Annotated in this window: 22 protein-coding genes and 2 tRNA genes; 14 read left to right on the top strand and 10 right to left on the bottom strand. The window is 72.6% G+C overall.

Features of this window, described 5'->3' with window-relative positions; all coding sequences use genetic code 11:
• Nucleotides 1-11: 11 nt before the first annotated feature.
• Nucleotides 12-695, bottom strand: coding sequence for a hypothetical protein (locus F593_RS27585; protein WP_022926991.1), 684 nt, complete (start codon nucleotides 693-695; stop codon nucleotides 12-14).
• A gap of 97 nt (nucleotides 696-792) precedes the next feature.
• On the opposite strand from F593_RS27585, the gene F593_RS27580 reads away from it, so the two are divergent.
• Nucleotides 793-1,191, top strand: a complete 399-nt coding sequence (locus F593_RS27580) for a MerR family transcriptional regulator (protein WP_022926990.1) — start codon at nucleotides 793-795, stop codon at nucleotides 1,189-1,191.
• The gene (gene ahcY, locus F593_RS0101470; protein WP_022926989.1) at nucleotides 1,188-2,648 is read left to right on the top strand and encodes an adenosylhomocysteinase; all 1,461 of its coding nucleotides are present in this window, start codon (nucleotides 1,188-1,190) and stop codon (nucleotides 2,646-2,648) included. The genes F593_RS27580 and ahcY overlap by 4 nt, the downstream gene beginning before the upstream one ends.
• Before the next feature lie 317 nt (nucleotides 2,649-2,965).
• Here ahcY and F593_RS0101465 read toward each other — a convergent pair whose 3' ends face one another.
• The 3 genes from F593_RS0101465 to F593_RS0101455 all read right to left on the bottom strand — a co-directional run bounded on the left by F593_RS0101465 (nucleotide 2,966) and on the right by F593_RS0101455 (nucleotide 4,987).
• The gene (locus tag F593_RS0101465) at nucleotides 2,966-3,913 is read right to left on the bottom strand and encodes an alpha/beta hydrolase (RefSeq protein ID WP_022926988.1); all 948 of its coding nucleotides are present in this window, start codon (nucleotides 3,911-3,913) and stop codon (nucleotides 2,966-2,968) included.
• Between the two features lie 240 nt (nucleotides 3,914-4,153).
• Nucleotides 4,154-4,852, bottom strand: a complete 699-nt coding sequence (locus tag F593_RS21530) for a TVP38/TMEM64 family protein (RefSeq protein WP_084629235.1) — start codon at nucleotides 4,850-4,852, stop codon at nucleotides 4,154-4,156.
• A gap of 61 nt (nucleotides 4,853-4,913) precedes the next feature.
• Nucleotides 4,914-4,987 (bottom strand) — tRNA-Val (locus F593_RS0101455).
• 49 nt (nucleotides 4,988-5,036) lie between these two features.
• On the opposite strand from F593_RS0101455, the gene F593_RS0101450 reads away from it, so the two are divergent.
• On the top strand, nucleotides 5,037-5,384 hold the full coding sequence (locus tag F593_RS0101450; RefSeq protein WP_022926986.1) for a hypothetical protein: 348 nt from the start codon (nucleotides 5,037-5,039) through the stop codon (nucleotides 5,382-5,384).
• Nucleotides 5,385-5,813: 429 nt separating this feature from the next.
• Here F593_RS0101450 and F593_RS0101440 read toward each other — a convergent pair whose 3' ends face one another.
• Nucleotides 5,814-6,137, bottom strand: a complete 324-nt coding sequence (locus F593_RS0101440; protein WP_157251468.1) for a hypothetical protein — start codon at nucleotides 6,135-6,137, stop codon at nucleotides 5,814-5,816.
• Between the two features lie 308 nt (nucleotides 6,138-6,445).
• On the bottom strand, nucleotides 6,446-7,744 hold the full coding sequence (locus F593_RS0101435; protein ID WP_022926983.1) for a hypothetical protein: 1,299 nt from the start codon (nucleotides 7,742-7,744) through the stop codon (nucleotides 6,446-6,448).
• 79 nt (nucleotides 7,745-7,823) lie between these two features.
• Between F593_RS0101435 and F593_RS0101430 the strand changes: the two genes are divergently transcribed.
• Together F593_RS0101430 and F593_RS0101425 are read left to right on the top strand one after the other, a co-directional pair.
• Nucleotides 7,824-8,738: a glycosyltransferase family 2 protein gene (locus tag F593_RS0101430; RefSeq protein WP_022926982.1), complete on the top strand. Its 915-nt coding sequence runs from the start codon at nucleotides 7,824-7,826 to the stop codon at nucleotides 8,736-8,738.
• Between the two features lie 114 nt (nucleotides 8,739-8,852).
• Nucleotides 8,853-8,926 (top strand) — tRNA-Asp (locus F593_RS0101425).
• A 155-nt stretch (nucleotides 8,927-9,081) separates the two neighbouring features.
• On the opposite strand, the gene F593_RS0101420 is transcribed toward F593_RS0101425, so the two are convergent.
• A complete protein-coding gene (locus F593_RS0101420) occupies nucleotides 9,082-9,822 on the bottom strand; it encodes a hypothetical protein (protein ID WP_022926981.1) in 741 nt (246 codons plus the stop codon).
• A gap of 597 nt (nucleotides 9,823-10,419) precedes the next feature.
• On the opposite strand from F593_RS0101420, the gene F593_RS21525 reads away from it, so the two are divergent.
• The 8 genes from F593_RS21525 (at nucleotide 10,420) to F593_RS0101380 (ending at nucleotide 22,417) form a co-directional block, all read left to right on the top strand.
• Nucleotides 10,420-11,727, top strand: a complete 1,308-nt coding sequence (locus F593_RS21525) for an MlaD family protein (protein WP_022926980.1) — start codon at nucleotides 10,420-10,422, stop codon at nucleotides 11,725-11,727.
• Complete coding sequence (locus F593_RS0101410) at nucleotides 11,727-13,103, top strand: MlaD family protein (RefSeq protein WP_022926979.1); 1,377 nt, start codon at nucleotides 11,727-11,729, stop codon at nucleotides 13,101-13,103. Before F593_RS21525 ends, F593_RS0101410 begins: the two co-directional genes overlap by 1 nt.
• A complete protein-coding gene (locus F593_RS0101405; RefSeq protein WP_022926978.1) occupies nucleotides 13,100-14,557 on the top strand; it encodes an MlaD family protein in 1,458 nt (485 codons plus the stop codon). Before F593_RS0101410 ends, F593_RS0101405 begins: the two co-directional genes overlap by 4 nt.
• On the top strand, nucleotides 14,554-16,086 hold the full coding sequence (locus F593_RS0101400; protein ID WP_022926977.1) for an MlaD family protein: 1,533 nt from the start codon (nucleotides 14,554-14,556) through the stop codon (nucleotides 16,084-16,086). Before F593_RS0101405 ends, F593_RS0101400 begins: the two co-directional genes overlap by 4 nt.
• The gene (locus tag F593_RS0101395; protein ID WP_022926976.1) at nucleotides 16,083-17,450 is read left to right on the top strand and encodes an MlaD family protein; all 1,368 of its coding nucleotides are present in this window, start codon (nucleotides 16,083-16,085) and stop codon (nucleotides 17,448-17,450) included. The genes F593_RS0101400 and F593_RS0101395 overlap by 4 nt, the downstream gene beginning before the upstream one ends.
• The gene (locus tag F593_RS0101390; protein WP_022926975.1) at nucleotides 17,447-18,928 is read left to right on the top strand and encodes an MlaD family protein; all 1,482 of its coding nucleotides are present in this window, start codon (nucleotides 17,447-17,449) and stop codon (nucleotides 18,926-18,928) included. The genes F593_RS0101395 and F593_RS0101390 overlap by 4 nt, the downstream gene beginning before the upstream one ends.
• Nucleotides 18,925-21,711, top strand: coding sequence for a lytic murein transglycosylase (locus tag F593_RS27575; protein ID WP_022926974.1), 2,787 nt, complete (start codon nucleotides 18,925-18,927; stop codon nucleotides 21,709-21,711). Before F593_RS0101390 ends, F593_RS27575 begins: the two co-directional genes overlap by 4 nt.
• A 250-nt stretch (nucleotides 21,712-21,961) precedes the next feature.
• Nucleotides 21,962-22,417: a hypothetical protein gene (locus F593_RS0101380; RefSeq protein ID WP_022926973.1), complete on the top strand. Its 456-nt coding sequence runs from the start codon at nucleotides 21,962-21,964 to the stop codon at nucleotides 22,415-22,417.
• A 36-nt stretch (nucleotides 22,418-22,453) separates the two neighbouring features.
• On the opposite strand, the gene F593_RS21515 is transcribed toward F593_RS0101380, so the two are convergent.
• On the bottom strand, nucleotides 22,454-23,179 hold the full coding sequence (locus F593_RS21515; RefSeq protein ID WP_022926972.1) for a TetR/AcrR family transcriptional regulator: 726 nt from the start codon (nucleotides 23,177-23,179) through the stop codon (nucleotides 22,454-22,456).
• Nucleotides 23,180-23,301: 122 nt separating this feature from the next.
• Nucleotides 23,302-23,778 (bottom strand): helix-turn-helix domain-containing protein, encoded by a 477-nt coding sequence (locus F593_RS0101370; protein WP_022926971.1) that lies wholly within the window; start codon nucleotides 23,776-23,778, stop codon nucleotides 23,302-23,304.
• A 162-nt stretch (nucleotides 23,779-23,940) separates the two neighbouring features.
• Between F593_RS0101370 and F593_RS21510 the strand changes: the two genes are divergently transcribed.
• Nucleotides 23,941-24,903, top strand: coding sequence for an SDR family NAD(P)-dependent oxidoreductase (locus F593_RS21510; protein ID WP_084629374.1), 963 nt, complete (start codon nucleotides 23,941-23,943; stop codon nucleotides 24,901-24,903).
• Here F593_RS21510 and F593_RS0101360 read toward each other — a convergent pair.
• A complete protein-coding gene (locus tag F593_RS0101360; RefSeq protein WP_022926970.1) occupies nucleotides 24,812-25,726 on the bottom strand; it encodes a hypothetical protein in 915 nt (304 codons plus the stop codon). The two genes, F593_RS21510 and F593_RS0101360, sit on opposite strands and share 92 nt — an antisense overlap.

The following is a 25,726-nucleotide window of genomic DNA, read 5'->3' as shown; positions in this document are numbered from 1 at the left end:
CGGCCGACGGCCTACCGCAGCTCGGTCGCCTCGAGCAGCCCGGGCGGGTCGTTGCGCCCGGGGCCGGTCGGGAACGCCAGGCGCACCAGCCGCTGCCCGTCGACCGCGACGTGGGCGATCACCGGCGGGACGAGCGACGCGGAGAGCTCGTCGAGCGCCTGCGCGACGTCGACGAGGCTGGGGCGCAGCCGCACGCGCCAGGCGTCGAACTTGCCGGCCGGCACCTCGATCTTCTCGCGCTTCTCCACCCGGATGTCGATGGGCCAGTGGACGATCGCGGTCAGCCACGCGCGGGGCACGAACCGCGCCTTCTCCTCCAGCGTCAGCACCCGGAGCGCGAGGGCGAGCGCGGGGGCGGGAACCATCTCGCGCGGGTAGGCCGAGAGCTCGCCGCCCATCTGCGGCACCTGCACGTCGCGGAACGCGGCAGACTCGTGGAACACGTCGCGGTCGCGGTCGCGCAGCTCGATCGCCTGGGCGGCCGCGAGCAGCTCGCCCCCGCGGCGGCGGAAGCGCGTCTCGACCGAGCCCGAGAGCCGGCCGAACGCCTCCCCCTCGACGTGCTGGACGAGCTCCCGCTCGCCCTCGGGGCGCAGGGTCAGCGTGCCGGTGCCGACCTCCTCGCCGTCGATGAGCCCGCGGTAGGCGGTCGTCTCCGGGGCCTCGAGCTCGGGATCGGGGAGGGCGTCTTCCATCGCCGCATCATCGCAAGCGGCCGTCGGAGTCCTCGCTCGCCGAACGTCCACCCCTTCACAACCTTGACACGATCGTGGTAAGGTTACGAAGTCCCGCATGGACGCACTGACGATCAACGAGGCGGCGGAGACCACGGGCTGGAGCCCGCGGATGCTCCGCTACATCGAACGCATGGGGCTCGTCGAGCCCGAGCGCTCGAGGGGCGGCTATCGCCTCTACGGCCCCGGTGAGCTCCAACGCCTGCGCACGCTGCGCGAGCTCTTGGACCGCCACGGGTTGGCTCTCGGAGAAGTCGGTTTTGCCCGCCGGATGCAGCAGAACGACGAGCTGCGTCAGACGGTCGAGGGATGGCTCGAGGCTGAGCCGGCGCGCCCCGCCCACGTGCCAGTCGACGACTGGCTGCAGTGGGAGCAGGACAAGCACGAGCGACTGGTGGCAGAGGCCGCACGTCGCGCCGACACCACCGCCACCACGAACCTCACGGAGACCCTATGAGCACCGTTCTTCAGCAGCACGACTTCAAGGTCCGCGACCTCTCCCTGGCCGCCGCCGGCCGCAAGCAGATCGACCTCGCCGAGCACGAGATGCCCGGCCTCATGTCGACCCGTCGCGAGTTCGCCGACTCCCAGCCGCTCAAGGGTGCCCGCATCATCGGCTCCCTGCACATGACGACGCAGACCGCCGTCCTCATCGAGACCCTCACGGCGCTGGGCGCCGAGGTCCGTTGGTGCTCCTGCAACATCTTCTCGACGGACGACCAGGCCGCCGCGGCCGTTGCCGTCGGCCCGAACGGCACCCCGGAGAACCCGCAGGGCGTCCCCGTCTTCGCCTGGAAGGGCGAGACGCTCGAGGAGTACTGGTGGTGCACGGAGCAGGTCGTCGCCGGCTGGGCCGAGGACGCGCCCGCCAACATGATCCTGGACGACGGTGGCGACGCCACCATGCTCATCCACAAGGGCCGCGAGTTCGAGCTCGCCGGCGCCGTGCCGGACCCCTCGACCGGTGAGTCCGAGGAGTTCCAGATCTTCCTGCAGCTGCTGACCGACTCGGTCGCCGCGCACCCCGACCGCTACACGAAGATCGCCGGCGAGATCAAGGGCGTCACCGAGGAGACGACGACGGGCGTGCACCGCCTGTACGAGCTCGCCAAGGACGGCAAGCTGCTCTTCCCGGCGATCAACGTCAACGACTCCGTCACGAAGTCGAAGTTCGACAACCTCTACGGCTGCCGTCACTCCCTCATCGACGGCATCTTCCGCGCGACGGACGTCATGATCGCCGGCAAGACCGCCGTGATCTGCGGCTTCGGCGACGTCGGCAAGGGCTCCGCGGACTCGCTCCGTGGCCAGGGCGCCCGCGTCATCATCACCGAGATCGACCCGATCAACGCGCTCCAGGCCGCGATGGAGGGCTACCAGGTCGCCACCGTCGAAGACGTCGTCGAGACCGCCGACATCTTCATCACGACGACCGGCAACAAGGACATCCTCACCAAGGACCACCTGGTGCGGATGAAGAACAAGGCCATCGTCGGCAACATCGGCCACTTCGACAACGAGATCGACATCGCCGGTCTGGCGTCGGTCCCGGGCATCGAGCGCGTCGAGGTCAAGCCGCAGGTCCACGAGTGGGTCTTCCCCGACGGCCACTCGATCATCGTCCTCTCCGAGGGCCGCCTGCTGAACCTGGGCAACGCGACGGGCCACCCGTCCTTCGTGATGTCCAACTCGTTCACCAACCAGACGATCGCCCAGATCGAGCTGTGGGCGAACAACAAGGACGGCAAGTACGAGAACCAGGTCTACGTGCTCCCGAAGCACCTCGACGAGAAGGTCGCCCGTCTGCACCTCGACGCCCTCGGCGTCCGCCTGACGAAGCTGTCCCAGGAGCAGGCCGACTACATCGGCGTGCCGGTCGAGGGCCCGTACAAGCCCGACCACTACCGCTACTAATCTGACTCGGTCTCACCGCCCCTGAGGGTGTCGCCGGGTCCTCGGCAGTACGTGTGTACAGCTCTCGGACCCGCTCCTACTCAGGGACGGCGATACCTTCGCCAGATCAGCAGCGGTCCCCGCTACTAGCGGCCCGGCCCCGCACTCCGCGGGGCCACCCAGCCGGCCCGGCGACATCGCCGGGCCGCGCCGGCCCCGCACCGGGGCCACGCTTCCCGAGTCATCTCGGAATCCGATTCAGCACACGACGGGCGGCCACTGGCCGCCCGTCGTCGTTGCGGCGGCGCCAGCCGCGTCGGCCGGCGCCGCCCCGACCTCTAGGCCAGCAGCTCCTTCAGCGCCAGCACGGCCTCCGTCCGCGCCTGCGCCGCGGCGGGGCTGAGCGGCGCCAGCGCGAGCCAGCCGTGGATGAGGGACGGGTTCTCCTGGTGGACGACCTGCACGCCCGCCGCCTGCAGCTTCGCCGCGTAGGCGTTGCCGTCGTCGCGCAGCGGGTCGTGGCCGCCCGTGGTGATGACGGCGGGGGCCAGGCCCTCGAGGTTGCCGAGGGCCGGCGACGCCCGCGGGTCCGAGAGACCGGTCTCGATGTCCTGGTCTCCGGCGTAGGCCTGCTCGAACCACTGCATGTCGGTCAGCGTGAGGAGCTTGCCCTCGCCGTGCTCCTCGAGCGACGGGTGCTTCGTCCCCGGGTCGGTGATCGGGTAGAAGAGCAGCTGGGCGGTCAGGGGCAGGCCGGCGTCGCGGCGCTGCTGGGCGACGACCGCTGCGAGGTTGCCGCCGGCGCTGTCGCCCGCGACGGCGAACCGGTCCTCGCGGCCGCCGAGCTCCGCCAGGTGCTCGCCGACCCACGTCGCCGCGGCGATCGCGTCCTCGACGGCGGCCGGGAACGGGTTCTCGGGCGCCAGCCGGTACTCCGACGAGACCACGACGGCGTCGAGGGTCTGCGTGATCGCCTTGACCTGCCCGTCGTAGCTGGCGATGTCGCCCAGCGCGAAGCCGCCGCCGTGGAAGAACGCGAGCGTGGCGTGCGGACCTTCGGACGCCGGGCGGTAGACGCGCGCGTCGATCGGGCCGGCGTCGGACGGGATCTGGATCTGCGTCGGCTCGCCGACGTCCGTGCGGGCCTCGGCCATGGCCAGGCCGCCGAGCATCTGCCCCATGAGCGCGCGGGCGTCATCGATGGAGCCGCTGGCCATCAGGCCCCCGGCGGCACCGTTGGCCTGCATCTGGTCGAGGAGGGCGGCGATGGGCGGATCGAGCGACATCGGCCCAGGCTACAAGCCCGCACCCGCCGGTTCGCGGGGCGACGGCCCACGAATCGCGCCGCGGCGTGGCCCCCGGCCCATTGTAGTTTCGTGTGCAACTGCCGTCGAATGCCTGGACAGTGAGCGTCTACCTGTTCAAGCGCCCGCTGCGGTGGGCGCCACGCCGGGTGCTCGCACCCGGCGGGACAGGCATCGAGGGCACGGTCGGCGATGGGGGATCTCGACCGTGCCCCCGAGCTCCTACGTCGCCGTCGGATCCGCGACGGCGCGCGGTCCGTCGCCGGCAGCGGTCGCTCGTGCCTCGGCCGCCACCCGGCGGCGCTCCTGCCGCACGACCACTGCGGCGAGGAGCAGCCCGAGCGCCCCGGTCCCCACGTTCAGGGTCAGTCCGACGATGGCGCCCGTGCCGGTGAGGTCGTCCGCGTTCGCGCCCAGCAGCGCGTAGGAGAGCGCGCGGGGCCCCGATGCGACGAGCGTCCCCAGTGCGACGTCCCGCGCCCGCACGCCCGCCAGGCCGAACGCGTGGGAGAGGGGCCCGTCCGGCACGACGGGCAGCAGGCGCTGGACGACGACCGCGGCGAACCCGTGCCGGCGCGCGAACCCGACGAGCGCGTTCAGTCGTTCCCCTGAGACCGCCTCGAGCGCGTCGCCGCCGGTGCGCGCGGAGAACGAGCGGGCGACCACGGCGCTGACCACGGCCGACGGCAGGGCCAGGAACGCCCCGCCGACCGCGCCGAACAGCAGACCCGCGGCGGCGGCGAGCGCGGCACCGGGCACGAGCATGGCGCCGAGCAGTCCCCCGATCAGCACGTAGGCGAGGGGCGCGAACGCCCCGGCCGGCCTGATCCAGTCCCGGATCGCGTCCGCCCCGACGAACCCGCCGAGGACGAAGACGGAGAACAGGCACGCCAGGCCGACGACGAGGCTCCCGAGGCGCAACAGCGCGGCGCGACGGTCGGGATGCGGGGGAGTCGTCGACAACCGAGCGCGGAGGGGGCAGTGGGCGCGGCCCGATTCGAACGGGCGACCTCCCGGGTGTAAACCGGATGCTCTGACCAGCTGAGCTACGCGCCCCGAGCCAGGTGGAGGGTACCGGGCATGCGCGCTACGCTGAACCGAGGCCATGTCTGACACGTCGAAGATCGCGAAGAACCTCCAGGCCTTTCAGATGGCGATCAACGCCCACGACCGGGAGAACCCGACGCACAACGCGTACGGGATCGGTCTGTCGGCGTTCGACATGGATCGCCTCGGCCTTGACGAGGGCGAGCAGATCCTCCCCGGCATCACGATCCACTGCGACGCCGGCGTGACGGGCAACTTCCGCGTCCTCTGCGACGGGGATCACGACGAGGACCTCGAGGAGTCCGAGGAGGAGACCGAGGTGGTCGAGGCCATCGGCGTCCGCTCCGGCAGCTCCGACCTCGACGACGGTCGCCTCCGCGACGTCCCGCCGCCGTCGGAGTGGTGAGGGGCGCGGGCGACCGCCCGCGCTTGAAGCGTCGAGCGCCCCGCCGCGACGGGCCCTGCGGGATGGCCGGCGGGCGCGGCCGGGGGCCGGGGGCCGGTCATAAGGCGTGGTCCCCGGAGTCGGAGCCCTCGCCCGGGGGGGGGGCGTGGCCGTCCGGGCCCTTGCCCTTTGTGGCCGCCAGCGCCGCGCGGAGCTTCACGCCGCGCTCGCCACCGCATCCTTATCCACCGCGACCACCCGGCGGCGGGGCGACGGGCCCGCGCGGGGCGGCCGCGTACTGCACGTCCTGCGGCTCGGCGGGCGAGTAGGGGGCCCACGCGGGCCTCTGGTCCTCGCCACCCTCGACGGTCAGGTCGACGCGCTCGGCCCGTCCGTCCAAGAGTTCCGGCTAATCGCGCCACGTTCCTGCGGATTGGCCGTGCCAGCTCATCAGAACTTACAGGTGCTCTGGTCGAAGGCTCCGCGGGAAACGTAGCCGTTCGCCTTGCCGGCTGCGTGACCGAAGTAGTAATCGCCCGTCGACCCCCAGCCCTCAATGCGGAACCAATCGAGCCGGAAGATGTGGTAGAGAAAGTTCCCCGAGAACCGCTCGCCGCTGTAAACGCTTGCGCCCTGGATTGTGAGGGGGACTTGGCACTGTTGGCCGATTTGTGCTGCTTGCGTCGACGGGGCGGCGGACATTGCTGCAGCTGCCGCACAGAGGGCGGCAACTGCAAAGCGACCAACTGTCTTCGTCTGGATGGTGCGTGTCATAGTGGCGTACAGCATACACCACTATGGGTGAGTGGTCAACGTCGCCCATTGGATCGGGCTCATGTGCGCGTGGGAGGATCGGCGCGCGGTCGGCGCGGGCAGCGAGCCGGGGCGGGTTGCTAATACCTACGGGGCCAAAAAGTCGGTGCCGTCCTGTGTGACACCGTGGCATCGTCATACCTTGGGGCAGAGGCATGGTGGACACTAAGAGAGCGCCGTGATGCTCGTACCCGTGGGCCTCGGTCCGGCTCCGTTTCCAGCCCCTCCCCTTTGGGTCGGACTCGGGCGCAACTAGAGAATGGGCGCGGCTACGCGTCTCCGTCTTCGTCCTTGCCCTCGGCCGCCGCCAGCGCCGCACGCAGCTTCGCGCCGAGCTCGCCGCCGATGCCGGACTCGCCGACGGAGAAGACGCCGCCCGGGATGCCGGGCTCGCGCTTGCGCTTCCGGTCGTCGCCGCCGTAGCCCCCGCCACCACGACCACCGGGGCCGCCGGGACCACCCGGGCCGCCGGGGCGGCGGGCCTGCGCCGGGCGCGGCGGCGCGGCCGCGTACTGCACGTCCTGCGGCTTGGCGAGCGAGAGCAGCGCCCACGCGGCCTTCTGATCCTCGCCGCCCTCGACGGTGAGGTCGACGCGGCGGGCCCGCTCCGCGAACACCTGCTGGGCCGGGCGCTCGCCCTGCAGGGCCGGGTTCACGCGGGCGATGCCGAGCGTCTCGATCGACTTCTTGATCTGCTCGCGGCCGTCCGTGGCGCCGCTGACGGCGCGGCGGACGACGGGGACGATGTCGCGGGCGCGGACGGCGGCGAGGACGATCCAGGCGGCCTGGTCGTCCGTCTCCGGCGTCGCACCGTAGGCGCGGCGGCCGAACTCGCGGCCCGACGAGCCCTCGCCGGCGAGGATGTCGGCCACGTCGAAGCGGCCCGCGGTGTCGACGGCCCAGGCGATCGCCTCGGCGTCGGGGTCCATCGCCCGCAGGATCTCGAGGCGCTGACGGAGGAAGACCTCGTCCCACGCGAACCGGCGCCGGCCGCCGGGACCGCCGGCCCCGCCACCACCGCGGTTCGCGCGGCGACCGCGGGAGCGGCGGCGCTTCTTGGGCTGGCCTTCACCACCCTCGGCGGAGCCCTCGCTGTCCTCGGAAGCCTGGCCCTCGGCGGAGCCGTCGGACGCCTCGGCGCCCTCGGCGGCCGCGCCGTCGGCGCCGTCGCCCGAGGCGCCGTCGGTGGGCTGGCCACTCTCGGAGGGCTGACCGCCCTCGACGCCGTCCGCGGCCTGGTCCTGCTGGCCGGACTCGTCGCCCGGGGCGGCGGAGGCGTCGCTCTCAGCGGACTCGGTCGTGGCGTCCGTCTGCGGCGCGTCGCCCTGCGAGGCCGGACCGTCGGCGGCGGGCACGTCGGGCGCGCTCGCCGGGGCGGCCTCGTCGGCGGCCGGCGGCGCGGCGCCCTCGGCGGCCCGCGCGGCGACGTCGTCACCGGAGGCCTCCGGAGCGGCGCCCTCGGGCGTCGAGGGGGCGGGGGCGGGGGCCTGCTGGTCGGGGGCGTCGGGGCTGGAACCCACGGACGCGTCCTGGTCGACCTGCGGCAGAGAGTCTTCGGGAAGAGCCACGGGCCCCGAACGCTACCGCGCCTCCCGCTCGCGCGCACCCGCGCTGGCCCGCGACGCGCCTGGGGTAGGGTGCGACGCAGTGCAGGTCGGCGTCGTCATCCCCGTGCACGGGTTCAGCCCGTACCTCGTCCAGACCCTGGACGCCGTCCTCGGGCAGGAGGGCGGGCCGGTCGAGGTGGTCGTCGTCGACGACGGCTCGCCCCGTCCCGTCGTCCTCCCCGACGGCCTGGAGGACGACGTCCGCCTGCTGCGGCTCGAGCAGCGCCGCGGCCCCGGTGGCGCCCGCAACGCCGGCGTCGCCGCATTCTCCGCCGAGGTGGACCACGTCGCGTTCTGCGACCACGACGACGTCTGGCAGCCGGGGTACCTCGCCGCCCACGAGCGCGCCGTGGCGCACCACCCGCACGCGACGATCCTCTCGGGCGAGGCCGTCGTCGTCGGGCCGGACGACCGGCCGACGGGCGAGCACTGGGAGGGCCTGCACCCCGGCGGACACCGCCCGGCCCTCGTGCTGCCCACGATCTACGAGCGTCACCCGCTCTGCACCTCGGCGACGATCGTCCGGCGCGAGGCCTTCGACGGCGTCGACGGGTTCGACGAGGAGCTCGGGCAGGCCGAGGACCTCGACCTGTGGCTGCGGCTGCTGGAGCAGGATGAGCAGCTCGTCTGCGTCCTGGGGGCGACCGTCCGCTACCGGCGCCACCCCTCGGGTCTCACCCACGACCTCGTGGGCCTGGCCGAGGACCTCCTCAAGGTGCACCGCGCCCACGCGGCGCACGTGCGCGAGTCCGTCGCCCGTCGTGCGGAGGCCGCGGACCTGCGCGGCCGCGCCGCGGGGCTGACCCGCCTGGGCCGCTACGACGAGGCCCGCGCCCAGTACGCCGAGGCCGACGAGCTCCTGCCGCCGCTGTTGGGCGACCGCCTGCGCAGCGCCGTGCTGAGCGTGCCAGGCGTGCGTGCCCGCGTGGGGCGGCGCCGCCCCTACGTCGGCTGAGGTCTGGCTGGCGGCCGTTCGGCCGCTGCTCTGGCCCGTTCCCGGGCCCGCTTGGTCGCGCGAACAGGGGAGCCGACGCGCCGCGCGCGAATCGTGCATACTTCTCGATCCCAAGGGGGCGTAGCTCAGTTGGTTAGAGCGCTGCCCTGTCACGGCAGAGGTCGCGGGTTCGAGTCCCGTCGCTCCCGCTCCCGAAGGATCCGAAGCCCCCGCACCGCGGGGGTTTCGTCGTTCCGGGGCCCCGCTCGCGCTCGGCTCCCCGAGAACGACCGAGGCCCCCGCCGGAGCGGGGGCCTCGAGACCACCGGTGCGCCTCGTGGCGCGGGGTGTTCTCAGCGGTCGATCAGGAGCACTTCACCGAGGACGAGAACGTCGCCACGGGCGTGGCGGGCTCGAAGGAGGAGTCCTGGAAGGACTGCACCTGGAAGTCCCACTTCTTGCTCTTGGGGCAGGAGGTCGTCTGGAGCCAGCCGGCCTTCTTGGCGGCGGCGTTCGTGGTGACCTTCACGCTGCGCAGCGAGATCGGCGTGCCACCGACCTCCTTCAGCGACTGCGGAACGGTGAGCGTCAGGCGGTAGCCGCCGTTGCGCTTGACGACCTTGCCGGGGACCGCGGCCGAGACCGTGGCCGGGTTCTGCAGCGTCGTGTAGAGGAAGACGTCCTTCGCGCCGCCGTTGACGAGCACGAACTTCGGGCCGGCCTCGGCGGTGTCCGCCCAGGCGCTACCGGAGCCGCCGCCCATGATGGCCTTCGGGCAGGCCTGCTGCGGCGTCTTGCGCTGGAGCTGGGTGGCCGAGCACTTCGCGACCTTGCCGCCGTTGTAGAGCGAGCCCTTCGGGAAGTCGATGACGACCTTGTCCACGACCGGCTTGTTCTCGCCGTCGGGGCCGTTGGTCGTCCACTTCATGTTGACGTTGAGGCCGACCGTCTTCGGCTTCTTCTTCGTGCCGGCCTTGCTCGGCGACACCTTGGCGGTGCCGGAGATGTCGGTCGTGATCGGCGACTGGGCGACCGCGGGGGCGACGGCGGCGAAGGACAGGGCCGCGATGGCGGCGGTTGGGATGGCGAGGTTCCGCTTGCGCATGTGGATCCTGATTCTCCTCGGGGGTTGGTGGAGGCCACTTCTCCGGGCCGTCGCACGGGGCGACGGGGGACCGGCGAGGCGACCTAGGTGCATCAACGTACACGGTTGATCCGGGATGTGACGCAGGTCACCTCCGAAGCCTCATGGAAGCCTCATCTCCAGCGGGGGCGCTGGCTGCGCCTCGCGGTGCCACCGAACGGAACGGCGGTAGGAACGAACCGCGGCACCGTCCCGGACGTTCGTCTAGCCCTGAGTGCGCTCTGTGAGCGCGAGCACTAAGGTGTCGCCGTCGGCCCGAGGTCGGCCCGCGGCGTGGCCTCGGACGGCAACGTCGATCCCAACCGGCGCAGGGTCCTCCGCCGCCCTTTAGGATCGCGGTCCGCTTTGAACCCCCGGCCCCCGGATCGTGGGGGTCGTCGTAACGAAAACACAACCGGTTCTACCTGTCGAACCCGCTGTATAGTGCCGGTGGTCACACCGGACGGTGCGCACCTCCCGTGCCTCCGTCCGTGCCCTAGGAAGATCCCTCTGCCTCGTTCACCCCACATTGCGCGCCGCGCCCGGCGCTGGGCGCCCGTCGCGCTGCTCGTCGCCCTGGTGGCGGTGCTCGTCGTCGTGTTGCTGCCCGAACCAGGGCACCAGTACCGGCTCGTGTTCGCGAACTCGAGCCAGGTGGTCGAGGGCGGCACCGTGCGGATCGGCGGCACGCAGGTCGGCACGATCAAGAAGCTCGACCTCACGAAGAACGACCAGGCCGAGCTCACCGTCTCCGTCTCGGGCGAGTTCGCCCCGCTGCGCAAGGGCGCGACGGCCGTCGTCCGCACGCAGGGCCAGGCCGGCGTGGCCAGCCGCTACATCGACATCAGCCCGGGCTCCGGCCTGGCCGAGCCGCTGGCGGACGACGCGACGATCCCGGTCGAGCAGACGACCTCGCAGGTCGAGCTCGACCAGCTGTTCGCGGCGTTCGACGGGCGCACGCGCGAGGGGCTGCAGAAGACCATCGGCGGTTTCGCCCAGTGGTACGCCGGCCGCGAGGCCGAGGGGCAGGCGTCCGCGAAGCAGTTCCCGCGGGCCGTCCGCGCGCTGACCGGCTTCGCGGAGGAGGTCAACGCGCAGAGCGCCGACTTCGAGCGGCTCGTGAAGACCAGCAGCCGCGCCATGAACGCCCTGGCCAGCGAGCAGGGCCGGATCACGAGCCTGGTCAGCAACGCGGGTCGCACCGTGGAGGCGTTGGGCGAGGACACGCAGGCGCTGACGACCGCGATCACGGATCTGCCTCCGGCGCTCCGCCAGGGCAGCACGGCGCTGGCCGCGCTGCGTCCCGCGCTCGGTGACCTGCGCCGCCTGGTCGACGCCTCCGACGAGCCCTCCCGCGAGCTGGTGCCGTTCCTGCGCGAGCTGCGTCCCGTCGTGAACGACGCGGTGCCGGTGTTCCAGCAGCTGCGCACGGTCGTCGACCGCCCGGGTGCGGGCAACGACCTGCTCGACGGCCTGCGCGATCTGCCGCCGCTCGAGCGCTCGACGCGCACGGCGTTCCCCGCCGGCACCAAGGCGCTCAAGACCTCGACGCCGATGCTCTCCTTCATCCGCCCGTACGCACCCGACCTGATGGCGTGGTTCCGCAGCTTCGGGCAGGCCGCCGCGAACTACGACGGCAACGGGCACTACCTGTCCGCGATGCCGGTGTTCGACGCCTTCCGCTTCGAGGACGACGCCGAGGGCGGCAAGCTCACGCAGAAGCCGCCGGCCGAGCGGGGCAAGGGCGACGGCCTCACCACGGGCAACCTCAAGCGCTGCCCGGGCGCCTCGACCAGCCGGCTGCCCGACGGCTCCAACGCCTTCGTCGACCAGGGTGACCTGGCCAACGCCGACTGCGACCCGACCCAGATCCCGGGGGGCAAGTGATGCGCCGCGCATGGCTCGCCTTCACCGTCGTCGTACTCGTGCTCGTCGTGGCGGTCACCGCCGTCGCGGCCGGTGGCGGAGACGACGACGGGCAGGGCTACCGCGTCCGGGCGATCTTCGACAACGCGAGCTTCCTCATCCCCGGGGAGGACGTGAAGGTCGGCGGCGTGATCGTCGGCAAGATCGCCGAGGTCGAGCTCGACCGGGACAACAAGGCGGTCGTGGTCCTGAACATCACGGACCCCGGCTTCCAGGACTTCCGTCAGGACGCGACCTGCGAGGTCGGCCTGCAGTCGCTCATCGGCGAGCAGTTCGTCGAGTGCCAGCCGACGCAGAAGCGCGGCGAGGGTGTGACGGTCGCGCCCACGATCAAGCCGATCGCCTCGGGCCCCGGCAAGGGTCAGCACCTCATCCCGGTGGAGCGCACGAGCAGCCCGGTCGGCCCCGACCTGCTGGCCAACATCATGCGCGTGCCCCAGCGCGAGCGCCTGCGGCTGATCGTCGCCGAGCTCGGCACCGGCCTCGCGGGTAACGGCCCGGAGCTGCGCGACGTCATCCAGCGCGCGAACCCGACGCTCCAGCAGGCCAACCGTCTCGTCGAAATCCTGGCGAACCAGAACCGGACGATTGCCTCCCTGGTCGAGCAGTCCGACCAGGCGCTGGCGCCGCTGGCGGAGCGGCGCGGCGACCTGGCCGGGTTCATCCGGACCTCCGGCCGCACGGCGGCTGCGGCCGCCGAGCAGGGTGAGGACCTCGAGAGGAACTTCGTGCTGCTCCCGACGTTCCTGCGCGAGCTCAAGCCGGCCGCGAAGCGCATCGGCGCCCTGTCCGACCAGATCGGCCCGTCCGTGGCCAACCTCTCCGCGCAGTCGACGTCGATCAACGCGGCGGTGACGCAGCTCGGGCCGTTCTCGCGGGCGGCGACGCCGGCGCTCCTGAGCCTCGGCGACGTAGCCGAGCGCGGGCGCAAGACCTTCACCCGCATCGACCGCCTCGTCACGCAGCTCGACCGGGCGGGCACACCGCTGGCCCCGCTGGCGAAGGACCTGGCCGAGCTCGGCAGCGACTTCGACCGCACGGGCGGCATCGCCAACCTCATGCGGCTCCTCTACTACTACACGGGGTCGCTGAACGGGAAGGACGGCATGGCGCACTACCAGCGCACGACCGTCTTCACCAGCAACTGCGTGGACCGCAAGCTCACGACCGAGATCGACGCCTGCAACGGTCAGTTCAACCCGGACGACACGGGTGCGGACGCCACGGACGAAGACGCCGACACGCGCTCGGTGAGCCGCGCGGCTCCGGCCGGCGGAACCGCCGAGCGGACGAAGGCCACCCTGGACACGCTGCTCGGGCCGGAGGCGACGAAGTGAGCCCCCGCTCCAAGCGCAGCTCGCTGGCGGCCAACCCGGTGCTGATCGGCGCCGCGACGGTGCTGATCGCGCTCGTGGCCGTCGTGCTCGCGTACAACGCGAACTCCGGCCTGCCGTTCGTCAAGACCTACAACTTCAAGGCCGAGATCCCCGACGCCTCGGGACTCATCGTGGGTAACGACGTCCGGAAGGGCGGCAGCCGCGTCGGCTTCGTCAGCGCCATCACGCCGCGCGAGGGCACCGACGGCAGCACCGGGGCCACGATCGACATCAAGCTCGACCAGAAGAACGGCCCGATCCCGGCCGACTCCCGCATCGAGGTGCGCCCGAAGTCCGTGCTCGGCCTGAAGTACGTGCAGCTCACGTCGGGGCGCTCGGAGCGGATGCTTCAGGCGGGGAGGACCATCCCCCTCCGGTACGCCGGGGGCAAGCCGGTCGAGCTCGACGACCTCTTCAACACGTTCGACGAGCCCACCCGCAAGGCCTCGGCCGAGAACCTCAACGAGTTCGGCACGGCGCTGGCCGGCCGGGGCGACGAGCTCAACGAGACCATCGCGGGCCTGCGGCCGCTGCTCATCAGCGCCGAGCCGGCGCTGCGCAACCTGACCGACCCGTCGACCGGGTTCGCGCGACTGTTCCCCGCGCTCGAGCGGGTCGCCGCCGAGGTCGCTCCGGTCGCTCAGAGCCAGGCCAACCTCATCACGGGCCTGCGGCAGACGTTCACCGCGCTCGACCGCGTTCGCGGGCCACTGCAGGAGACGATCGCCTACGGGCCCGAGGCGCTGCAGGCCGGGATCACCGAGTTCCCGCAGCAGGCGCGGTTCATGCGGTCGTCCACGGAGCTCTTCCGTCGCCTTCGGCCGGCCTTCGCCTCGCTGGCGAACGCCTCCCCGGGCCTGGCCGGCGCCTTCGAGGCGGGCACGCCCGCGTTGCGGCGCTCGCCCGCGTTGAACCGGCGCCTCGTCACGACGTTGCGCACGCTCGAGGACTTCGGCACGGACGACCGCACCCTGCAGGGCCTCGCCCAGCTGGGGGGCACCGCGCGGATCCTGAAGCCGACGGTCGAGTACATCAAGCCCGCACAGACGACCTGCAACTACATCACGCTGCTCACGCGAAACCTGGCGAAGGTGCTCTCGGTCACGACGCAGAACGGCAGCTCGCTGTTCACCGGCCCCGTGATCCTCCCCGAGGTGCCCGACAGCGAGGGCGGACCGGCGGCCAAGCCGGCGAACGGCCCCGTGAAGGGCCCGCCGGAGCCGCCGCGCGCGCCGACCGGCCGCCTCATCGACAGCTTCCTGCACAGCAACCCGTACCCGTACACGGCGGCCCCCGGCCAGCCCAACGAGTGCGAGGCCGGCAACGAGGTCTACGTGCCCGGCAAGCAGGTCATCGGCAACACCCCCGCCGACGAGGGCGTCATCACCGAGGACCAGAAGGTGGGCGCAAAGTGACCACTCCCGGTCGGCCGCGGCGCCGCGGCCCGCGCATCGGACCCGTCGCGGCGGGCCTCCTGTTCCTCGCGCTCATCGCCGTGGGGCTGTTCTTCGGGTTCACGAAGCGCAACCCGCTCGCGCACCGGTACACCGTGACGGCGGTCGTGAAGACGTCGAACATGCTCGGCAAGAACTCGCCCGTGCGCATCGCCGGCGTCAACGTCGGCAAGGTCGTCGGCACGGGTCGCTATCGCCACAGCGACTACGCCGAGGTCCGCATGGAGCTCACGGACGAGGGTCGGCCGATCCGCAAGGACGCGACGATCAAGATCCGTCCCCGCCTGTTCCTCGAGGGCAACTTCTACGTCGACCTGCAGCCCGGCACCCCGGACGCCCCGGAGATGCCCGACAAGGGCGTCATCCCGGTGTCGCGCACCGCCGTGCCGGTGCAGCTCGACCAGGTCCTCGCGACACTGCAGACGGACACCCGCAAGGCGCTGCAGCAGACGGTCCAGGGCTTGGGCGACAGCTTCGGCTCGACCCCGACCGCCGAGGAGGACGAGTCCCAGGACCCGCGCGTGCGGGGCGTCACCGGTGGTGAGGCCTTGAACCGGACCCTCGAGACCTCGCCCGCCGCCCTGCGCGACGGCGCCACCGTGCTCGAATCGCTCCGCGGCCGCAACCGGGGTGACCTGTCGAAGGCGATCGAGGGTCTCGGCGACGTGACCTCGGCGCTCGCGGAGGACGAGGGAGCCCTGCGCGGCCTCGTGCGCAACTTCGACACCACCGTCACGGCGACCGCGGACAACGCCTCGGCGCTGACAGCCGCCGTCCGCGGGCTTGCGACGACTGCGACGACCGCGAAGTCGACGTTCGCCCTGCTCAACACCGCGCTTCCGCCGACGCGGGCGTTCGCGCGGGACACGACCGAGGCGATGGAGGAGCTGCCGGCGACGATCGACGCGGCGCGCCCGTGGCTCCGGCAGGCGAAGCCGCTGCTGAGCAACGCCGAGCTCGGCGGACTGCTCGACGACCTGCAGCCCACGCTGACCAACACGGCGCGGCTCACGAGCGCCTCCCGCACGTGGATCCCGAAGATCGGCGCGTTCTCGCAGTGCCTGAACAAGGTCTTCCTGCCGACGGCCAAGATCAAGGTCGACGACGGACCGCTCTCGGCGGGCGTCGAGAACTACAAGGAGTTCTGGTACGCCATGGTCGGCCAGGCCGGTGAGGGCCAGACGTTCGACGGCAACGGCTTCAAGCTGCGGCTGCAGACCGTCGGCGGAGGACAGAAGCTCCGCACCGGTCGGGGGACGAGCGTGGTCAACAGCGAGTCGCTGTTCGGCAACGTGACCCAGCAGCCCGGTGCGACCAGCCCGTCCTTCAGCCCCGTCCTGCCGCCCATTCGCACCGATGTGCCGTGCGCGACGAACGGCGTGCCGGACATCAACGGTCCCGCGTCCGTCGGCGAGGCGGACGGCGCGAACCCCAACTCGGCGGCGCCTGCACGCGACCGGGTCCCCGCCATTCCGGGGACGAACCGATGATCCGCAGCCTCAAGGCCCATCTCGGGCAGGTGTTCTTCATCCTGCTCATCACGGTTCTGGGCATCGCCGTGGGCGGCTACATCCTGGGCAACCAGAACCTGACGCCGCCGAGCTGGACGCCGATCGTCGGCAAGGACTACTACCGGATCGACGCGCGCTTCACGAGCGCCGCCGGCGTCATGCCGGGGCAGGGACAGGCGGTCACGATCGCCGGCGTCAACGTGGGCAAGGTGGAGAACGTCCGGCTCGACAAGGGGCAGGCCGTCATCGGCCTGCGGCTCGAGGAGAAGTACAAGGACCGCATCCACCCCGACGCCACGCTGCTCCTGCGTCCGAAGACGGCGCTGAAGGACATGATCGTCGAGGTCGAGCCGGGTACCCGCGCCAGCGGTCCGGCGCTGAAGGACGGGGCGACGCTCGGCGTCGGCTCGACCCAGCCCGACGTGAACTTCGACGAGATCCTGGCGAGCCTCGACACCGACACGCGTGCCCAGCTGGCCGCGCTGCTCGGTGACGCCGGCACCGCCATCGGCGGCCCCGGTGGCCGGGCGCTCGCCCGCGACCTGCGCCGGTTCGAACCGCTCTCCCGCAACGCGGCGAAGGCCAACGCACTCCTGGCCAAGCGCGGACAGCTCACGAAGCGGCTGATCACCAACCTCGGGCAGATCACCGGCGAGCTCGGCTCGTCCGACGCCCAGCTCGCGTCCTTCGTCAAGAGCAACGACGCGGTCTTCCGCCGGTTCGCGAACCAGAACGAGAACCTGGGCGAGACCATCCGCCTGCTCCCGGAGACGCTGGCCGCGACGACGACCGCCCTGCAGAAGGCCGGCCGCCTGTCGACGACCCTCGCGACCGGGCTGCCGAAGATCCGTCCGGCGACCAGGGCGCTCGCCGGCAGCCTGCGCGACACCCGGCCGCTCCTCGAGAAGACGCGTCCGGTGCTGCAGAACCAGCTCCGACCGTTCGCCCGCGAGGCGCAGCCGACGGTGCGCGACCTGTCTCCGGCCGTGGCGAACGTCGCGAAGGCCGCGCCGCAGCTCGAGCGCTTCACCGACGTGCTCAACCACCTCTTCGACGCGATGGCGTACGACCCGCCCGGAAAGGGCCGGGGCAAGGAGAGCTACCTCTTCTACCTGCCGTGGGCCGGGCACAACACGAACTCGGCGCTTTCGACGCAGGACGCATTGGGGCCGCTTCGCCGCGGGATGGTGCTCATGACCTGTGGCACGCAGACGCTGCTCGAGAACTACAAGCCGACCGGCAACTCCTTCAACCCGTACATGCTGACGCTCATCAGCCTGCTGAACCCCCCGCAGCAGGCCGAGAACTGCGTGAACAACAACGGGACCTGGAAGCCCAAGTGATCAAGACGATCCCCACGATCCCGCGGCTCCTCGCGATGATCGGATTCGCGCTCGCGAGCTTCGGCGGCCTGCTGTTCCTCTGGGTCTCGTTCGGCGGCCCCGTGCCGCTGCACGCCAAGGGCTACCAGTTCAACGTCGACTTCCCGAAGGCGGCGCAGCTGACCCGGCAGGCCGACGTCCGGATCTCCGGCGTCACGGTGGGCAAGGTGGTCGCGCTCGAGTCGTTGCGCGACAACTCGACGCGGGCCACCATCGAGCTCGAGGCGAAGTACGCCCCGATCCCGAAGGCCGCCAAGGCCATGCTGCGCGCGAAGACGCTGCTCGGCGAGACGTACGTCGAGCTCGCGCCGAACCGTGCGAAGGGCACCGGCCCGCTCCCCGAGGAGGGCATCCTCGCGAAGAACGCCGTCGAGCCGACGGTCGAGCTGGACGACATCCTGCGCGTCTTCGACCCGAAGACGCGCGCGGCCTTCCGCGTCTGGCAGCAGACGCAGGCCAACGCGACCCGCGGGCGCGGGGGCGACTTCAACGAGACCCTCGGCGAGCTGCCGAAGATGGTGGACGAGCTCGGCGAGCTGTCGGCCACGCTCGACGCCCAGGGCTCCGCCGTCAAGCAGTCCGTCTCCGGCACCGCGACCGTCTTCGAGGCGCTCGCGCGGCGCCAGGGCGACCTGCGCAACCTCGTCGCCCAGGGCGACAAGGTCTTCTCCGCGCTCGGTGAGCGCAACGAGCAGCTCGCCGCGGTCTTCGAGGAGTTCCCGCGCTTCGAGCGCGAGGTCGCCGCGACGCTGCCGCAGGTCACGAGCCTCGGCAACCGCGCCGTGCCGGTCGTCGAGCGACTGCAGCCCGCGGCGACGGAGCTCGCTCCGACGTTCGACGCGCTTGACCGCCTGAGCCCCGACCTCGAGGCGTTCATGCGCCGGCTCGGACCCGTCGTCACGGCGTCGGAGAAGGGCCTGCCCGCGTTCAACCGTGTGCTCGACCAGCTCACGCCGGTGCTCGACGCGTTCGTCCCGTTCACCCGGACGGCGAACCCGATCCTGCGCCAGATCGGCACGAACCGCCGAGAGTTCACCTCGTTCCTCGGGAACATCTCTGCCGCGACGAACCCGAAGGATCCCGGTCAGGAGGCGAACTACCTCCGCATCGGCGTCGGCTTTTCCCCCCAGGGCCTCGCGTACCAGAAGCGCCTGCTCGGCCAGAACCGCAGGAACCCGTACGTCGCTCCGGGCGCCGGCGGGGACCTCATTTCGGGCCTGAAGGTGCTGGACCCGAGCAACTGCGGCAACGGCGACCCGGCTGTTCCGGCCGACGTCGACGAGGCGCAGCGCCGGCTGCTCATCGATAACGTGTTCCACACGGACGGCCGCAACGTGGCCCGCCCGGGTTGCCAGGCACAGGGCAACTACCCCGGCTTCCCCACCATTTTCCCGCGACTCGGTGCCGACGCACCCGTCGCACAAGGAGCCAACAAGTGAGCGCACCCCGCACGACGAGCGGCGTCCTGGCGGTCGTCGCCGCAGGACTCATCGCCACGCCGGCCAGCGCGGCGGATGGTGCTGCCACGAACGCCACGACGGCGGTCACCCCGCCGACGCTGACCGACGTGCTGGACGCGGTGACGACGCCGAAGGCGGCGGCACCGACGACCGAGGCCCCGGCCCCGGCGCCCGCGCCGACGACGACGAACGCGGCCCCGACGACGACGGCCACCGCGCCGGCGCCGACCAAGCCCGCCCCGACCAAGCCCGCCCCGGCGACCACCGGCACCACGCCGGCGAAGCCGTCGGACCCGAAGGACCCCTCGGTCGGCGACGACAGCGGCGGTCAGGGCCGCGACAACGCGAAGGCCGCCCGTGAGCGGCGGCAGCGCGCGGCCGAGCGGGACCGCGTCGCGAAGGAGCGGCGCGAGGCCCGCGCCGACCGGCGCGAGAAGCGCCGCGAGGCCCGCGCCAAGCGCGAGGCCGAGGCCCGCGAGGCGCGGAGCGCCGGCGAGGACGCCGGGGGCGACGCGAACGGCGCAGCCGCCGGCGGCACGACGACGGCCGCCGGACTCACCACGAGCGGTCTCGACGCCGACGCGCTGCTGAAGGCGCCGACGGCCGTCCCGAACTTCTTCCTCGACAAGTTCCAGATCCCGCCGTTCCTGCTGCCGATCTACCAGGCTGCCGGCGTGCAGTACGGCGTGCGGTGGGAGATCCTCGCCGCGATCAACGAGATCGAGACGAACTACGGGCGCAACCTGAACGTCTCCACCGCCGGCGCGCTCGGCTGGATGCAGTTCATGCCGCCCACGTGGGCGGCCTACGGCGTCGACGCGAACGGCGACGAGCAGGCGGACCCCTACAACCCGGTCGACGCGATCTTCGCCGCCGCCCGGTACCTCAAGGCCGCCGGCGCCGAGACCGACATCCGCAAGGCGATCTTCGCGTACAACCACGCGGACTGGTACGTCGACTCGGTGATGATGCGGGCCCGCCTCATCAGCGGCCTGCCCACCGACCTGGTGGGCTCGCTGACGGGGCTGACGCAGGGCGTCTTCCCCGTCTCGGGCGACGCCACGTACGCCGGGGCGCCGAAGACGGACGAGCCGAAGGACGACGACGCCGACGACGGCTCGACCGCGCTGGAGACCACGGACGACGCTGCGGACGACGCGTCCGGAAAGGACACGCAGGGCGGGAAGTCCGGCCCGCGTCGCAGCATCACGATCGACGCGAAGGCCGGCTCCGACGCCGTCGCGGTGCAGGACGGCACCGTCACGGCGCTCGGCGAGAGCGAGCGGCTCGGCCGCTACGTGCAGCTGCGCGACGTGTTCGGCAACCGCTACACGTACGCGCACCTCGACGAGGTCGCGGAGACGTACCCCGCGCCCGCCGACGACGCCCCCGAGGGCGACGCCGCGGCGACCGAGGCGCTGGACGTGCCGAAGGACCCGGCCCCGTCCGCGCCCGCCACGGCTGGCCGCCAGCGCCGCGCCGGCGAGGACGCCAAGAGCACCGGCAGCGGGTCCAGCCGGACCGACGCGACGTCGGGCGACGCGACGTCCACCGACGCGAAGGGCACCGCCAAGGCCGGCCCCGGCAAGGCCGACACCGTCAAGCACGGCGCGCTGACCGAGGACGGCACCGCCGAGGCCACCGCCCCGGCCGCGCCCACGGCATCCGCCGGCCCGCAGCTCGCCGACAAGCCGCTCTTCGCCAACCCGCGCCGCGACGGCTCGCGCTGGGGCACCGCCGAGCGTCCGGCGACGACGGCCAAGACGCCGGCCCCCGGCGACCTGTCCGCCACGGATCCGTCCGCCACGCCGCCGGCGGCGCCGAAGCCCGCGCCCGCCACGGAGGAGGAGCAGCCGGTCTCCCGCGAGGGTCTCGTCGACCGCCCGCTGAAGCGCGGCGCGCGCGTCGTCGGCGGCACGGTGCTCGGCACCGTCGGCCGCAAGCCCGACGCCACCAAGACCGAGACGGAGCCGGAGGAGGAGCGCGCGAAGATGACCTTCGGCGTGCGCCCGGCCGGCAAGGGCGCCCCGCAGGTCGACCCGAAGCCGCTGCTCGACGGCTGGAAGCTGCTCGCCTCGACCGAGGTCTACCGGGCCAAGGGCGAGAACCCGCTCTTCGGCTCCGGCGGCTCGACCGCCTCGGCCGGGCAGGTCCTGCTGATGAGCAAGGCGCAGCTCGAGCGCCGGGTGCTCGCCGACGACCGGCTCGACATCTACCCCGTCGGCCGGCAGCAGATCCAGGCCGGGCAGATCGACCGCCGCGTGCTCGCCACGCTCGCGTTCCTCTCGGCCAACGGCCACCGCATCGGCGTGTCGTCGCTGCGGCGCCCGGGCTCGATCACGAGCGCCGGCAACGTCTCCGAGCACGACTCCGGCAACGCGATCGACATCTCGACCGTCGACGGCCAGGTCATCTCCGCGAAGACCCAGGGCGCCGGCACGGTCACGGAGCGCACCATCCGCCTGCTCCTGCAGCTGCAGGGCACGATGAAGCCGCACCAGATCATCAGCCTGATGACGGCGTCGGACTTCGGCGGGGCGGGCAACATCCTCCCGCTCCCCGACCACGCAGACCACATCCACGTGGGCTTCCACGTCGAGGACAACGGCACCGCCCAGCTGGGCCAGCAGCTCGCGTCGGCGCTCAAGCCCGCCCAGTGGGACGACCTGATCGCGCAGCTCGGGAAGATCGAGAACCCCGACGTGCCGACGAAGGTCTCGAAGTACGCGCTGAAGACGAAGCGCGCCAAGAAGGACAAGTAACCCGCGGCGCATCCGCGGCCCCGGCAGGCCGCGGATGCGCCGCTACCCCGCTCCCGCGGAGGCGGGGAAGTGGGGCACCTCCGCGCCCTCCGGGTCCGGCCGCACGCCCGCGTCCAGCGGGCGTTTCCAACGTCCGGCCATGCCGCTCGCGCCCGTTTGGCGCGTGCGTCCACGGCCGGTTGTCGCGGCCCTCCGGCGCCTGTAGCTTCGCCCGGCAGGTCGCGTCCCCCGGCGAAACGAGTGTGTGGCGATGAAGGTGCTCGAGACTGGTCCCGTCCCGGACCGCACGGTGCCGTTGATCCAGGTGTGGGAGCAGGCGTTCCTGCGCCCGACCGTCTGGCGGGAGGCCCTGCACGCGGGCATGACCGCCCTCGTGGAGACCCTGGAGGCCGACCCGCAGGTCTGCGATGCGTGCGTCCTGGCGCGCCTCCCGGCCTCGGTCGACGGGCCCGTGGTCTGGCACCGCGAGCTGACGCGAGGCCGCGTGCTCCGCACCCTCACCGCCCACTGGTACCGCTGCGGCGGCGCCCGCGTGCCCGAGCTGAGCTTCGAGATGTTCCTCGGCGAGGTCTGCACCCTCCTGCAGGACTGCCTCGACGACGGTGGGTCATTCTCGGACCTTCCGGACGAGGCCGTGTCCCTGTGGGGTCAGGAGCCGTCCGCAGCGGGCCGCCGGCCCGAGGCTCCGCGGGCGACCGCCGCCTGAGGCCACGCAGGCCGCCGCGCGCCCGCGGCGGGTCTCTCAGCCCGCGCGGCCGCCAGCGGCGGCCGCGTCGCCGTCGCGGGCCGTGAGGAACTCGACGGCCTTCGTGCGGGCGTGGTCGGCGCCGTCCGTGCCCATGTAGGGCAGGAAGATCGCGTAGACGAGGTCGGGGACCATGTCGCGCAGCTCCTCGAGCTCGCCCCGCAGGACCCGGGAGTAGATGACCTCGTGGATGCCGCCGGTGATGGTCTCGGCCGTCAGGGGCGGCATCGTGGGCGCGCCGCCCGTGGACTCGACGCCGTCCGTGATCAGGGTCGAGAGGCGCTGCATGGCGCGCCCGCGGCGCTCGATCGCCTCGGCGCCGGCGGCGAGGACCTCGACGACACCCATCTCGGCCATCGCGGGGTCGTCCGCGAGCGTGTTGATCAGGGCGGAGACGGCCGACGTCGTCTTCTGGAAGATGTCGCCCTCGATCGCGTACGCGCTGCCGACCTGCTCCTTGAGCTGGTCGACGGCCTGGTCGTAGGCCTCGAGGAACGCCGCTTCCTTGTTCGGGAAGTAGTCGTAGAAGGTGCGGCGGGAGACGCCGGCGGTCGAGATGATGTCCTCGACGACCATCGTGCCGTAGCCCGCGACGCTGGCGACGTCGACGACGGCGCGGAGGATGCGCTCGCGCTGGTTCTGGACGACCGCCTCGCGCGGGATGCCGTGGCGCCCGGGGGGCAGCTGGTCCGGGCGGCGGGTACGTCCCTCGTTATCGAGCACGGTGGGGGACGCGATGCGTGGTGTCGGAGTGATGGGCGGGGCGTAGGCGGTGCACGGAGGCTCTCTCGGTTCGCCGTCCGGCCCACCTTCGCAGGTGCACATCGAACGGACAACTGTTCATCTCAGGCCGGGCGGTAGCCCTTGCCCTGCTTGCGGAGTCGGCCCTCGCGCTGGAGCGTGGGGAGCAGGCGGAAGAGGACGCTCGCGGGGACGCCCATCCGCTCGGCAAGCTGGCCGGCGGTGAGGCCCGGCTCCTGTCCGACGAGCTCGATGGCCGCATCGGCGTAGGCGGCGTTCTGCTCCTCGACCGTCGGGCCCTGCGGCTGCTCCTGTGCCGCGCGGGCCCGGCGTCGGCGGGCGGTGCTGGCGCCGTCGGTCGTGCGGGTCGGACGCGCAGTGGGGGCATCGGGCTGGCCGTTCGGGGCCGCGCCGGTGGCGACGGGGAACGGGAACAGGCTCACGTGCGCTGCGGCGGCCTCGGGGTCCAGGCTGTTGATCGCCTCGCGCAGCTGCTGCAGCGCGGTGTACTCCGCGAACGCGGGCTGCAGCTCGGCCAGGCGAGCGTCGATCTGGCGTTGGAAGTCGTCGATGAGGGCCAAAGCGCATGCGAATGTACCTCTTGGCCGGGACGGCAGGCGCAATTTCGTGTCCGGTGCCCCCCGATCGGGTGTCCGAACGTTCGGACACGCCGCGCCTATTGCGTTTGCTACCGGCCGTAGGTAGCGTCGCGCCATGCGTTCAGACCCCCACCACGACCGGTGATGCGCGGCATCCGTCGTCGCGCCGACGAGGCGCGCCACGTCGTTCTCACCCTCGGTTCGCGACTCCCGAACACACCGGCTCGCCTGGTACGCCGCGCGACCGGCCCGGGCCTCACCGCGGCCGTCCGCGACCGCACCGTTCTGGTCACGGGCGCCAGCTCGGGGATCGGGGAGGAGACGGCCGTCACGCTCGGTCGTGCCGGGGCGCGGGTCCTCCTCGTCGCCCGTTCGACCGACGAGCTCGAGGCCGTCGCCGGGCGGATCGTCGCGGAGGGCGGGCGGGCGTTCGTCCACCCGTGCGACCTGACGGACCTCGACGCCGTCGGCCGGCTGGCGGAGGGTGTGCTGCGCGACCACGGAGCGGTCGACGTGCTCGTCAACAACGCGGGGCGCTCCATCCGTCGGCCGATCGCCGAGTCCTACGACCGGATGCACGACTTCGAGCGGACGATGCAGGTCAATTACTACGGCCCCGTGCGGCTCGTGCTCGGGCTGCTGCCGGCGATGCGGGAGCAGGGTCGCGGGCACATCGTCAACGTGCTCTCGGAGGGCCTGCTGCTCCAGACGCCGCGGTTCGCCGCCTACCTGGCGTCGAAGTCGGCGCTGGACACGTTCTCCCGCTGCGTCGCCAACGAGGTGCGGGCGGACGGGGTGCGCGTCACCGGGGTCCACATGCCGCTCGTGCGCACACCGATGATCGCGCCGACGGCCGCGTACCGGCGGGTACCCGCCCTGCGCCCGCACGAGGGTGCGGCGCTCGTGCTCGAGGCGATCGCGGCGCGGCCCTACGCCGTGACGCCGCGCGAGGGGGCCGCGCTCGCGCTCGCCCGCACGGTGGCGCCCGGCACGCTCGAGGCGGCCATCTCCGTCGTCACCGGGCGGCTCGGCGGGGCCGGCGTGGGCCCGACGGTGCCGCCGGATGCAGCGGTCCCCCCGGCGCCACGGGACCCCGTGGCCCCCTGACGGGCGGCGCCTGCGGTCGCAGCGCTGCGGCGATCCCCGCGACCGCGACGCCGACGGCGGCGAGCACGACCGCCTCGGTCCGCAGCCCGCCGAGCAGCTCGTCCCAGACGGCGGCGGTGACCCGGCGGTCGGAGACGTCGGACACGCCCGAGAGCAGGGCGGAGCGCCCGACGAGCTCGACGACCACGACGGCCACGCCCGCGACGACCGCCCCCACGCCCACGCCCACGAGGGTGGAGCGGCGCCGGGAGGAGAGGACGAGCGCCAGCAGGACGAGCAGCACCGCGGCGCCGAGCGCCGGCCGGCCGAGCGCGCTGAGCTCGTCGGCCCGCGCGGTCCGCTCGGCGTCGGCCCGCGACCGCGTGAAGCCCGCCAGGTCGACGTCGCCGGCCGCCTGCAGCCCGGTGCCGATCACGGCCGGCAGCGGGCCCGTCGCGGCCGTCGTCACCGCGGCGAGGTCGGTGACGCGAAACGCGATGCGCCGGCGGTCGGGGTCGCGCAGGTCGCGCACGGCGCGCCGGGCGGCGGCCCGCCAGGCCGGGCGGAACGCAGGGGCGTCCACCACGCGCGGGACGAGGGGCGACACAGCGGGGCGCACCGTGGCGTCGGGGGCGCCGGAGGCGTCGGCCACGGCACCCGTGACGCTGTCGGTGGCGTCTGCGATGAGGGCGGTCCGGACAACCGGCTCCTCCAGCAGCGCCTCGGCGTGGGCGCCGATCTGCGCGGGCCGGGTGGTGCGGTGCGCGTGATCGAGGGGCAGGCCCACGACCACGAGCAGGGTGGCCACGACGACGAGGAGCGCGGCGAGGCGACGGCGGGCCAC

This window comes from Patulibacter americanus DSM 16676, assembly GCF_000420025.1.
In the GTDB taxonomy this organism is placed as follows: Bacteria; Actinomycetota; Thermoleophilia; order Solirubrobacterales; family Solirubrobacteraceae; genus Patulibacter; species Patulibacter americanus.
This window is presented reverse-complemented; position numbering and strand designations above follow the sequence as displayed.